General features: G+C 46.2%; 9 protein-coding genes. 1 reads left to right on the top strand and 8 read right to left on the bottom strand.

The genetic code is table 11. The annotated features are described in order from the left end of the window. Positions 1-14: 14 nt before the first annotated feature. From J7I42_RS27935 to J7I42_RS27900, 8 genes are all read right to left on the bottom strand, one after another. Positions 15-3,041 carry a glycosyl hydrolase gene (locus tag J7I42_RS27935; protein ID WP_209142425.1) on the bottom strand — a complete coding sequence of 1,009 codons (3,027 nt, stop codon included), beginning with the start codon at positions 3,039-3,041 and terminating at the stop codon, positions 15-17. A gap of 231 nt (positions 3,042-3,272) precedes the next feature. Further along, positions 3,273-4,211: a glycerophosphodiester phosphodiesterase family protein gene (locus J7I42_RS27930; protein ID WP_209142423.1), complete on the bottom strand. Its 939-nt coding sequence runs from the start codon at positions 4,209-4,211 to the stop codon at positions 3,273-3,275. Positions 4,212-4,233: 22 nt separating this feature from the next. Continuing rightward, positions 4,234-4,830, bottom strand: coding sequence for a histidine phosphatase family protein (locus tag J7I42_RS27925; protein WP_209142421.1), 597 nt, complete (start codon positions 4,828-4,830; stop codon positions 4,234-4,236). Beyond that, positions 4,823-6,280 carry an FGGY-family carbohydrate kinase gene (locus tag J7I42_RS27920; RefSeq protein ID WP_209142419.1) on the bottom strand — a complete coding sequence of 486 codons (1,458 nt, stop codon included), beginning with the start codon at positions 6,278-6,280 and terminating at the stop codon, positions 4,823-4,825. Before J7I42_RS27920 ends, J7I42_RS27925 begins: the two co-directional genes overlap by 8 nt. A 284-nt stretch (positions 6,281-6,564) precedes the next feature. Then, positions 6,565-8,010 (bottom strand): FGGY-family carbohydrate kinase, encoded by a 1,446-nt coding sequence (locus J7I42_RS27915; RefSeq protein ID WP_209142417.1) that lies wholly within the window; start codon positions 8,008-8,010, stop codon positions 6,565-6,567. Between the two features lie 8 nt (positions 8,011-8,018). Then, positions 8,019-9,020 (bottom strand): NAD(P)-dependent oxidoreductase, encoded by a 1,002-nt coding sequence (locus J7I42_RS27910; RefSeq protein WP_209142415.1) that lies wholly within the window; start codon positions 9,018-9,020, stop codon positions 8,019-8,021. Between the two features lie 25 nt (positions 9,021-9,045). Then, positions 9,046-10,335: an MFS transporter gene (locus J7I42_RS27905; protein ID WP_209142413.1), complete on the bottom strand. Its 1,290-nt coding sequence runs from the start codon at positions 10,333-10,335 to the stop codon at positions 9,046-9,048. Positions 10,336-10,676: 341 nt separating this feature from the next. Continuing rightward, a complete protein-coding gene (locus tag J7I42_RS27900) occupies positions 10,677-11,678 on the bottom strand; it encodes a DUF6528 family protein (protein WP_209142411.1) in 1,002 nt (333 codons plus the stop codon). Between the two features lie 332 nt (positions 11,679-12,010). Between J7I42_RS27900 and J7I42_RS27895 the strand changes: the two genes are divergently transcribed. Next, a complete protein-coding gene (locus J7I42_RS27895) occupies positions 12,011-12,775 on the top strand; it encodes a DeoR/GlpR family DNA-binding transcription regulator (RefSeq protein WP_209142409.1) in 765 nt (254 codons plus the stop codon). Positions 12,776-12,787 lie beyond the last annotated feature (12 nt).

Raw genomic sequence — 12,787 nt, 5'->3', positions numbered from 1 at the left:
CGAATGAAAGACCTTCACCCTTCCCCTTTAGTGATCACTACCGGGCCTAATAATCCCGAAGGCATTAAAGGTGCATCGGGTTTAAATACTATATTGGTCCGGGTGAGTCTTTTTTCCGATGGCAATGCGGCATCACCGATCAACCGGTTGGGCCAACAATTTACTACTACTATTTCCAGTTCATTACCGGTCGGTCGTAACAAACCGGTCACCTCAACCCGCCAGGGTGCCGTCCACAGTATGCCCAGCTTTTTACCGTTCAGTTTTATTTCGGCAATATTGTGCACCACACCAGTTTCCAGGAAATACGGTACCCCTGGTTGTACCTCATCTGCATCGAAGCGTTTTACATAAACTGCTTTGCCGGAATAGTATTTTATCCCTTCTTCCAGTCGTTTGGTCCAGTCTTCCAATGTAGCGAACGCTACGTTTGCAGGCCCGCCCCATGCTGTGTCAAAATGCACCGACCAGGCGCCCCTCAACTCCTGCACGGGTTTAAACGACATTTTATTCTTTACTGGTTTCTTGTCAATGGTCCGCTTCTGTTGGCCTGGCTTTTTAAATACAATGAACCACGATTGAAAAGGCGCAAAGATCAAGGGAACACTGGCATAACCTGACTCCTGACTGTATACCGCTGCCGGTCCCATTTCTCCTGTTACGGCATCCCATATTTCCGGTCTGCCATAACTGTTACGAAAACGGCAGATAGCCGTGTCTTCGCGATTGTTTCGATTGGCGACAAAATATATTTCCGTATCACCAATGCTGCGATGGATAAAATCAATGAAAGCATTGTCATTGTCACAGATAAGATCAGGCCCTACCCCTTTTTCTTTCAGTATGTCATATATGGGAACATTCCAGTAGATCTTTCCTTTGCCCACCATTTGCTGCTTGACGGTTTTTCCATCACAGGCACCCCAAATGAAAGCGGCCAGCTCTTTGATGCGGGCATCGCATTGTGGATAATCTTTCAGTCCACTGTCCTTTTCCGGTCTGGGCCCTACTACTGTGGCCCCAGCCAACACCAGTTCTTTTATTTTCATCAATACCGGCACCGGCATGGAAGCATTTTCTCTTAGTACCAGCACGTGATAACTCATTCCATCGGGCAATACCAGTTTGCCGTTCCTGACGCTTATCCGGGTCAGCAGCACTTCTTCATTGCAAACATCATAATCATATCCCTTTCCCACTGCCGGATCAACATGTTTGGGCAGTACGATATTCGGCGTAATATCTCCGTTGTAATACAACACATCGGCCACAAACAGACCCTGCTGCAACAGATACTGGCATCGACTGATATAATCCAGGAAAGCACCTGCCTGGTCCCACCAGGTAACGTTTGGATTAAAATGGGTGCCTGCACCGTATTCAATTCCCGGTTTGCCATCTTTAGGGCGGGTAGCCGTGGAGGTATGGAACAGAAAACGGTTTATCCCCTCACAAAACGCCCGGTCGGCCGCCTGTTTCATATTGCCAGGATAATCATACCAATGGCGGAATGAAGTGAACGATTCGGCCGATGCTGTTTTCTTACCATAAATATGCGCGGCAGACGTAACCATTTTAGTCACTTTATTTTGTCCCTGTTCCAATCGAACTACGCCATAACCGAGCTTTTCATCAAGCCCGCCTGCTTCATCGTGTTTACCACCCAGCCAGAACTCACCCTGGGGCATATCACTGCGCCCCAGGTTCTTTAACGCATCCATACACATGGTGCCGGAGCGACTGGGCCCTGCCGCCTCATTTTGTACCTGTAACCCGTTTTGATGGCACAGATCGGCAAAATGTCTATAATGTTCATCGGCGAGACAATCAGCCACGGTTTTACGATAGTCGTTTAAAAAGCGATCACTGATCTCTACACTGCCAATAATAAACCCATTTAGTACAGGCAGATACGGCGTTGGATCGTACCCGCGGTATTTTTTAAATTGAGGAAGAAGGTCTGCTGTCCAGTTAGGAAAACCATCTTCAAAACTATCATCACAGAAATATTTCAGGGTTTTACCTGCATACTCACCTGCTTCCTGTAATAAGATCTTTCCCAGGTTTTCAAATTGCAGGTCAACCCCGGTATGACTTAACCAGTCAACCGAAAGCCCGCTGGCTTCGGGTTGTGCAATCATTACCTTAGACCCCGTCATGCGATGACCGGTACGAATGATGGTCCATTCGCCGGCAGGCACCTCCCAATCGAGTTGTCCAGCTGCATTTACCTTGCTGGTGAGGTCAATCACTTTATCAACCGGTATGGGTCGATCGCCGGGCATGGTTTCCCAGGCTGTTGATACCGGCCCCATCACGTCATTTGCTTTTATAAAATTGCTTGCATCCTTGCGGTTGGTTTTGGCAATAAAAAGGGTTGACCGCTTATCTGTTCTTAAGGGGTTGTTGTTGGCAGCAGCTGGAATGGCCACGATAGCCGTATCACGGTAATCGATCTGCTCCAGGGGCAGATCGATATATTCCTTCCACCCGGGTGCATTTACCAGGTTATCATACCCATCCCGGTTACCGGGCAATGGTAATGTACCGGAAAATTTTTGAGGTCCCTGTATTGTTACTGTTGATTGAAGGAACCAGCGACAACTATGTTGTGGCGGTATCCAGGGCCCACCCATACACCAGCCTGAACTCATGTTCACACCCATTTTTATACCAAGACGATTGGCCTCCTTCAAGGCAAACCGGTATAGTTCACGCCATTCCGGCGAAAGGAACAAAGCACCTTGTGGCACTTTGGCACCACCGAGACCACCCGCCGAATTGATCATCAGCACCTCGCCCATGCCCTTGGCTTTAAATTCCTCCAGGTCGCGCGTAATGCCTTCTTTATCCATAAGACCATTGAACCACCACCAATAACAACCAGGTTGAAATGCCTGTCCGGGTACTACAAACTTTTCTTTCAGCTCCGAATACGGAATGCCGTTAAAATGCGTGGCCCATTGGGCAATACCGGTTTGCGCAGTAGCCAAATGTGCAGTTGCCAGGGATGAAAGTGTTATGAATTTGCGACGGTCCATTTTTTTTGTTATTAGGTTCGTAGGTTATTGGGTTATTGGGTTATTGGGTTATTGGGTTATTGGGTTATTGGGTTATTGGGTTATTGGGTTATTGGGTTATTGGGTTATTGGGTTATTGGGTTATTGGGTTTAGACTCGCGACAACTTATAAACTTAATAACTTACGAACCTAATAACTTAATAACTTAATAACTTACAAACTAATACGTAAGAATCTACAAATACCACCAGCTACTTCTTACCAAAAAATTTATTCTTTTCACTAGAAGCTGGCACTAACGATCTAATTGCATTCGCCGCTTCTATAGCTTTATCTGCTTCTATAACATCAACACCGCTTTTGATGATCTGCGCATAGGCTTTCGCCCGTTCTTCCGCAGTTGACAGCTTATCGTACGTAGGCGCACTGGAGATCATACACATTACGCCACGCTGGTGCAACAGGTCTATCAATTCTTTATTCTCCGGTTTATCTTCCGGCCCAATGTAAGCCATGATCTGTTGCCAGGGAATGCCAGCCTCTTCATATTCCATCATGGCTTTTTTTGTTTTTACAAAAGCCTCGAACATTACGTTTTTGTTATCATCGTAGTAAAACTTCGCCTGTTTGGCATTGTGCACGGTGATCATTACCCAGGCTTCGGCATGATGCTTTTTAATGAGTGCTGCCGTTGTTTCCATGGGTACATCTTTTTTATCAAGTATCAATACCGTTTTACCTTTAGCCCAAATAATAGCTTCTTCCAGGGTAGGTATACGATAAGGTGTTACTTTTCCATTTACATCTTTCAGTTGCATTTTTTTCACTTCCGCCCAGGTGTAATTATTCAGCTTTCCTTTACCGGTAGTAGTACGGTCAAGTGTATCATCGTGCAGCAAAACGATCACGCTATCCTTTGTTAACCGGGGATCGATCTCAAATGTAGCCGGCGTAAATTGCAGGGAGTGTTCAAAGGCTTCCAGGCTGTTTTCTGGCGCACCAGCATCGGGACCACCGCGGTGCCCACTGACCAGCGGAACATCATGACCCGTGTATTTAAAGTACTGCTGCAGTTGCTGTGGAGTACTGATGTTCAGCACATTTATTTTTTTCGACTGTCCCATTACCTGGGAAACAATAAAACAACCGGCTATTACAGCGAGTTGTCTGGCGGCACGACGAAGATCCATAAATTATTATTTTTAATATCGATCAGAATTTTGAATTGAGGTAGCGCAGCATAAAACTGCCAGTTGGCTCTAAGGTAAACATACTGGCAGCTGAATTTTCCATAAAGAACATGCGGTAATTACGTAACGGCATACCCAGTTTATGCGCCAGGTATAACCGGTTCACCCCATTATGCGCAGCCACCAGAAAATTACCGGCAGTATATTGTTGCTGTAATGATTGAAAAAATGCATCCATCCGTTGTACGATCTCTGTAGCCGTTTCACCGGTACCTCCTGCCCGGTTGATGGCAGGATCGCTCATCCAGTTGTGCCACAAGGATGCATTCTCGGCCATAAACTCTTCTTTGGTCTTTTGCTCCCACTTTCCAAAATCGGCTTCTATTAACCTGTCGTCTTTTACTACGTTAGCACCAGTGACTATTTGGGCGGTAGTATACGCTCGTTGCAAGGGTGAAGAGAAAACGCCCTCCCAGGTAATAGACAATAATTGTTGACGCAAGGTTTCGGCTTGTTTCAATCCTTTTTCGGTCAATGGAATATCTGTTCTTCCGCAATAGCGGTTGTTATCGGCATTCCAGGCGGTCTCTCCATGCCTGATCAAATAAATATTAAGCATATGCTGTTTTACTGATATAGCCTTTACTGGCCAGGATATTGATGAATTGCTGGTAATTCTGTTGATAAGCAGCTACAGCCGCTGGCTGCGGATATACTTCTTTTTCAATTTGCGTTAATGCCCTGGCTGCTTCCGTGAGTGACATAAAATGCGTTTGCGACGCCGCGATAATAGCGGCCCCTACAGCCCCCGTAACGTGTTTCATTTTATAAACAGGCAACTGCAGTACATTGCTCCTGATCTGCAACCACAGATCGCTGTTACTGCCGCCACCTGCCGTAAACACAGCTGTTACGCTTTCCCCCGATAATTGCGTTATAACCTCATACGCATACCGTTCTATATAAGCTACCCCTTCCATACAGGCGGCAAACAATTCGGCGGATGGTAATCCGGCAGGTTGAAAACCCATTGCCTGCGGTGCAATAAAGGGAAATCGTTCACCGGATTGTTTCAGCGGCCAGGCCATGTGCCGTGTAGGCACTAATGCGGCAGCTTGCTTTGTTAACTCATCCAGGTTAGTTCCGAAATCACGGGTTACCCAATCGGCCCCGGTATTACTGGCGCCGCCGGGCATCCAATATCCTTCGGGGTGACGATGACAATACAAACGCCCATGCGGATCATCGATCTCGCGGGTGGTTACGCCTTTTACTACCAGCGTTGTACCAATGGTCGTGTTCCAGTCGCCGATCTGTACTGCCCCCGAAGCAATTTGTGCGGCACATCCATCCGTCATACCTGTTACTACATGTATACCTTTGGGCAATCCCAATGCAACGGCCAGCTCCGGCAATAGGGTGGCTACAATTGTTCCGGAGGATTGTACTGTTGGCAACCAGCTTTGTTGAATAGGCAGTTTTTCCCAGATGTAAGCAGGCCATTCTTTTTTGCGTACATCATACCCCGACTTCAATGCATTGGTATAATCAGTCACCTCGTACACACCACTCAGCTTTCCGGTAATAAAATCAGCCGCATGTATGAATTTACCCAACAGGTCCACCTTATCGGGATACCGTTTTATAAACCATAACATTTTGGGCAATCCACTGCTGGCATTAAAAGTAGTGTAACCATTGCTGTGCTCAGCCAACGCAACTTTTTTACAAAAACTCGCTTCTTCAGCCGAACGCGGGTCGCTGTACATAATGGCATTATACAGAGGTGCATTATTTTTATCGAGTGGAATGATTGTCCCGGAAGTGGAGGTAACTGCAATAGCTTTTATGTCCGCCAGGTTGATCTGTGATCTCACTTGCGATACTACTTGCTGCAGACACAACAAACAATCGCGCCACCATTGTTCCGGTGATTGTTCTTCCCGGGATTGATTACTTAAAGGGAAGGCCTGTTCTCCGCTGCCGAACACTTCGCCGGCAGCGTCAATCAATACCGCCCTTGCGCCTTGAGTGCCTACATCGACACCTATGAAATATTTACTTTTCATGTTAGTTACCATATTGCCAAGACCTGTAAGGTGCATCATTTGAGCTTGCCATAGTAGTGGGTTGAATTGCACCCCGCAAAGCGGGGCAGGCTCTGACAGGTCATTCTATTTTAATAATGAATCCATCTTCATAAAGCAATTGACTCTTAATCAATGGGCCCAGAGTTCGAGTCTCTGCGGGGACAAGACCTGTTAAGTACGCAGATCTTATGCTATTCTCCTACCCGGCGCAAGCGTCCGCTTGTGCCTGGTAAGACAGCACAAGACCTGTCAGGTCTTTTTCTTCACTGAATGCTCCTAAAATTCATTCTCGTTTTCTTCCACTCCTTATACATCCTTGCATAATACTCCTGCTGTTGCGGATGTACTACTTCAATGGTATCATCGAATGCTACCGAGGCCTTCAACGCTTCATTACAGATAAGCGCACCACCAATAACGGATGATTGTTCGAAACCGCGTCTCACCTGTACTTTTTTGTTTAACAAACCTGCCAGCAAACTACGCAGGGCAACGCTTTGCAAACCACCGCCGCAGGCCCATACATAATCTGGCTGGTGGCCAGCTACTTCGCACAATATTTTGTAATTCTCCGCAATAGAACAGGCGATATCCAGCATAGTGGCCCATACAAAGTGACCGCGTGTTAACTGATGCGAAACCGGTGTTGGAAAAACAAACCCACCTTTTATCAGGGGTGTTTTTTCATCGGCTACCAGTGAACCCAACGAAGCAATGCAAAAAGAATCGTTGGTAGCTGCCAGCTCCTGCTCAATGACCGCATAACTTTCATTGGGATAAAAGATTTCCTTCAACCGTTGAAAATTAAGACCGGTAACTCCTGCATTGGCTTCAAACACCAACCGACTGGTTTCTATATCCCTGCTCGTCCAGGTACGCTGGTGCGCATCGAGCAGATAAGTATCAACCAGCTTTACAATGGGCGTTGTGGTACCGGAAACGATCACTATATCTTCTACAGCGGGCTGGGTGCTTTTTATAGCGAGCTGGGTATCGCCGCCACCGACCACCACAACGGCTTCTTTTGAAATGGTTAAACTGGCTGCCATGTCAGGTAATACAAGCCCCAGCATAGTTCCTGAATTGATCAGGGGTGGCAGCAATGAACTATCCAGTGCAAACACATCGCACAGATCTTCGCTCCATTCCCTGTATTGTACATCATACAAAAGGGTTTCTGAAGCCTGCGAGTGCTCGTATTTTATTACGCCGCTCAATTTATATTCCACCCAATCACTGATACTTACAAAGCTCACGGTGTTCTGCCAGATCTCTTTCCACCGTTTTTTTATACCCAGTAATTTGAACGCAGAGAACAAAGAACCAGGATACCGGCCGGTGAGTTTATACACGATCGTTTTATCGGGAACTATTTCTTCCCATTCCCGGCCGCGGTGATCAATATTAGGCAATCCGATCAGCGACTCGCCATTCTTGCCCAATAACACAATGCCTTCGCGTTGGCTGGTGGCTGTTACTGCCCTGATCGTAACACCAGGCAATGCAGACATAACCTGTTTCGCCAATGTGGTCACCTGTTTCCATAAGGCATTGGCATCAAAATACAGGGCATCGGCATATTTATCGTCACGGATGTATTGAATATCTTCCCGGGCAACACTTAATACCGTTCCACTGGTACTGGTGGCCGCCACCCGTACATTGCCGGTACCGATATCAATAATTAGATAAGCTTCTTTTGAAGTCATGGTAAAGATTATAGCTGAACAGTGAGTAATTCTTTATTGGCCAGTCTGGCGCCGGTCTTTTTATTTTCAATGTACCAGCCAACCAGGGTTTTATTTAATATAGTTACATGATGATCTTCCACCTCAAAAGTAGCGCCTGCAATATGCGGCGTAGGAAGCACATGGGGATGGTCGATTATTTTATAATCAATTTCATCAGGCGGTTCATGATCGAACACATCGAGGATAGCGCCACGGATAGTCCCTTCTTCCAACACCCGCAACAGATCGTTCCGTTGTACCACCACGGCGCGTGCCGTGTTTACAAAAATGGCACTCGCCTTCATTTTCGATAACAGTGAATAATCGATCAATCCTTTGGTTTGCTCCGTCACCGGCAAGTGAATGGAAACAATATCGCTGGTGGCAAAAACTTCCTGTAAAGAAACAGCGCGATATGCTTTATCATAAGTAGTAACATACGGGTCATAAAACTGTACCGGACAGGGGTAACATTGCAGCATGGAAGCTATCAGTTGACCAATAGCGCCAAACCCTACCATCCCTACTGTTTTACCAGCCAGCTCCGTACCCTTGAACTGCAGATAGGAGGTATGAGCTCCTGCTGCCCAGTTGCGGCCTTTTAACCATTCCACCCCGGCCAGCGTGTTACGCATAAAGGTGATCACATTGGCAATGAACATCTCTGCCACGGCCTGTGCATTGCGCGCCGGCGTATAAAAAACAGGAATACCATGTTTGGTAGCTGTTTCAATGGCTACATTAGAAGGAGTTCCCCGGCATACACCAATAAATTGCAAATGAGGATGCGCATTTATTACATCAGCTGTCACATGATCGTGTTCCGTTATCAATGCATTGGCTCCGGTTGCGGTTAACAACGTCGTTAATTCATCGGCATAATATGCCCGGCCATTCGGTTTCCAGGGTCTGTAAATTACCTCACCAAAATGTTCCTGCAATGTTATTAACCCGTTATCATTATACGGCGCCGTCACAAGTATCTTCATAATGCTTTGATTTTATTTCTGTGTGTTATATAGTAGCTTCTAATGTTGTATTATCTGCCTTTACATGATTCAATGTTTTGGCGTTATCGGGCAGCGTAATGAATTTTGTTAATACAGCGCTGATAAAATATAAAATGGCCAGTATCCAAATGATTCCTTCCTCTCCTACTGCGCTAAAGAACAACCCCACCAATGCGGGTCCTACAAAAACCGGCAAACCTGCTCCCAGGTTCAGAATGGCGATGGCTGCACCTTTGTCTTTTTTCACCAGAGAAGGCACCAATGCAGAGAGCGGCACATAACCTGCCAGACAAGCACCCCATAAAATACCGGCAGCCAGCACAATGGTGAAATTACCGGGTGCGGCCTGTGGCACATAGTACAGCAACAGCGTAGTAATAGCACATCCAACACCACCAAACCACATAATGGTATTACGCCAGCCCAGGCGATCACCCACAAAACCAAAGATCAGATTGAAGATGATATTGCTCGTAAAAATGGTGCCCCAGATCTGTAACCAGGTAGTGGTATCGAAACCATGTTTCTCCATGTACATAGGAAGGAACACCGGGAATGCAAATTGCGCCGTAGTGTTAATAATGCGAACAATACCACCGATCAACACTTTCGGCTCCGCCTGTACGATGGTCAATCCTTTTAACAACTCGCGGGCCTTGCTCCCGGCCTCGTTCGCATTTGAACCGGTTTTAAAAGCGGCTTTATTCAACAGCAACGCAAAGAAGGCACCGATCAACACCCAGAACACCGAGCTCCATAAAGTATTGATATAACCAAGGCTTTCAATGGCCCAGCTGCTATAAAAGGCGCCCAGCACATTCAATCCACCCGTGAATACAAACCAGAACCAGCCTACAGCGCGGCCCAGCTTTTCCTTCGGGCTTTGATAGGCAATCCATACCATAAATGAATACGCGAATAAGGGATATCCAAATCCACGCAAGGCATAGGTGATGATCATAACAGGGAAGTTCAGGTGCGCCAGCCCATACCCCACAAAACCGGCAGTACCTGCCAGGTATAATAGCAGTCCGGCCAGCATGGTCTTTTTAGGACCAAAACCTTCTGCCAGCACCCCGGAAAACCAGGCGGAAATGGCTACCGTAATGCCATAGGCAGTAAATAAAGAGGCGTTTTGTTCAATGGTCATGCCTTGCGTTTTCAGGTACGGACTTAACCAGCCCGTTTCCATACCATCGCCCATCATGAATATAAGTATACCTACATAGCCCCATAGCAGGGACATGGGAATGCCGGTTTTGTCGGCGAGTGTGTTGTTGTTTTTTTGTAACATATGGCTTATTGAGAATCGTTTTTGGATACAGTAGCCTGGGGCGGCAATCGGCAATCGGCAATCGGCAATCGGCAATCGGCAATCGGCAATCGGCAATCGGCAATCGGCAATCGGCAATCGGCAATCGGCAATCGGCAATTTCCGACTAATAGCTATACTCGCTTCATTCAAACGTCAAACGTCAAAAGTGAAACGTGAAACGGCAAACCCACATCGCGGCAATCGTGAAAAACTCATACTCGCCAGCGGGCCTTTTACATTCAACTTTAAACTTTCAACCTTTAACTTTCAACTTTCAACTTTCAACTGGCATTCCTTGTCAACCCGTTAACCTATCAACCCTACCTACACACCTTCACTTCACCACTCCCATCGTAACTAAAAGAACTAACGAGCATCCACCTTCCTTTATACGCTTTCAACCCCGTTAATTGCAACACAGTATTCCCTTTACCATCAATCACTTTATCATTGTACCACTGCTGATCAGTATCGATGGATTGCATGAGGATCACAGGATAGTTTTCATCGGGTCCTGATGAAACACTTTTTATACGCGCCAGGGCACATTGTTCCGTCACAGCTTTGGTCTGCAGATTGATCGCCCATACTTTACTGCTGGTAGATAACCATAATGAATCCTTTCCGTACACGGCAAACAGATCATGACAACCACTGGCAGGCAGGGTGAGGCTATCTTTCAGCGTAAGATCGGGCGCTGCACAATTGAAATTATAGGTAAAGCCGTACAGCTTGTTTTTGGAAGCAGTCCAGAGCTCCTGTCTCTTTTTATCCCATACTACATTATGCGCATCAGGCACTGTGATCTTTTTGGTATACCCGTTGTAGGGAAAGACCGACGTATCGGTGTGCAACAACATCAGGTAATTGCCGGTACTGGCGGCGATCACCAGGTTGCCGTCGGGCAGCAGTTCTGTCGAATGCACATTACCATTTCCGCCATAAGCATAAAAAACTGTTTTCTTGTCGGCTATACGTACCAGGGCCACTCCACCGGCAGAAGCATTGGCCAGGATGTATTTATTATTATATACCGGTTTGGCGTCAGACATGTTCACAAACCATTTCACATCACTGGCAGCTACATTCGACTGAGCCGGGTCCCATTCCCACACTACATTTTTAGTGTCAACATCTGCAATCACCACCCGGTTAACCGATTGATCGGCAAAAACGATCTGCCTTACTTCCTTTTGGGTACCTGTGCCGGTAGAATCGCTGCCATTATCAGGTGTGTTGCCTGAAGAGGATTTTGTGCATTGAATAATAGATACGGCAATCAGACCGGCTACCACCATTGTTTTAGTAAGAATAGTTTTCATAAGCTTAATTGACAATCGCTTTAAATTTTCTTTTAATTTCTATAAAACCAACCCACGATTGTTAACAATTGACAACCTTTCCAGCCAAAAAGTACTAGACCAGGCATGAAATGGCCAGCTATAATTCCCAATTCTTGGCTTAAAGCATTTATTCCTGACAGCAAATTAAACAAAATTAAACACTAATAAACATTTTTAAAGCCTTATTACAGTAGTTTTGTTACGCAATCGAATGACTAATATTATCCTTATTTAAAAAATTTAAGGATATGTAACCTTTTTACAGAAAAAGAAGGAGATTTGACCGGGATAATCCCAAAAATCACAGTCAGATGACTATCACAGACAGACACCAGCTCATTATTCAGAAATTACAGGAACAGGGAAGGGTTGATATTCAGGAACTCAGTGAAGAACTGCAGGTTTCAGGCGTTACCATTCGTAAAGACCTGAAATTGCTGGAAGAAAAGAATCTGTTGTTCAGAACAAAGGGCGGTGGCTCCATTAATAATCCTTACGCAGTTGAACGTCCCATCAATGAGAAGGAGTTCATGAATGCCGAACAAAAAAAGAAGATCGCTAAAGCGGCGCTTACCCTGTTAGGCCAGAACGACAGTATTATTATAGGTTCGGGCACCACGGTATTTGAGCTGGCGGAATCATTGTACCCGACCAAACATATAACGGTGATCACCCCTGCCCTGCGGGTGGCATTGGAATTGTGCAACCGGCCCAATGTAGATATTCTGCAAATTGGCGGATTGATCCATCATAGTTCGGCATCTGCTGCCGGCGCCTTTGGCGAGCGCTTGCTTGAAGACATTTCCTGCGGATTATTATTTATGGGGGTCGATGGCATTGAACCGGAATTTGGTTTAAGCATTACCAACCTGGCAGAAGCCAGTCTTGATAAAAAAATGATCCAGGTGGCGCAGCAGGTAGTGGTGATGGCCGATAGCTCCAAATTTGGCCGTCGCGGTATTGGCCGCATCTGCGGGCTCGAACAGGTTGATTATATTATTACCGACACAGACGCGCCTGTTGAAGTGATCAAACAACTAGAGGAAAAAGGGGTTAAGACCATTATCGCAGAATAGAAGAGAACATTC

This window comes from Niastella soli, from assembly GCF_017742245.1.
In the GTDB taxonomy this organism is placed as follows: domain Bacteria; phylum Bacteroidota; class Bacteroidia; order Chitinophagales; family Chitinophagaceae; genus Niastella; species Niastella soli.
The sequence above is the reverse complement of the archived record's forward strand: the minus strand, read 5'-3'. Positions and strand labels throughout refer to the sequence as shown.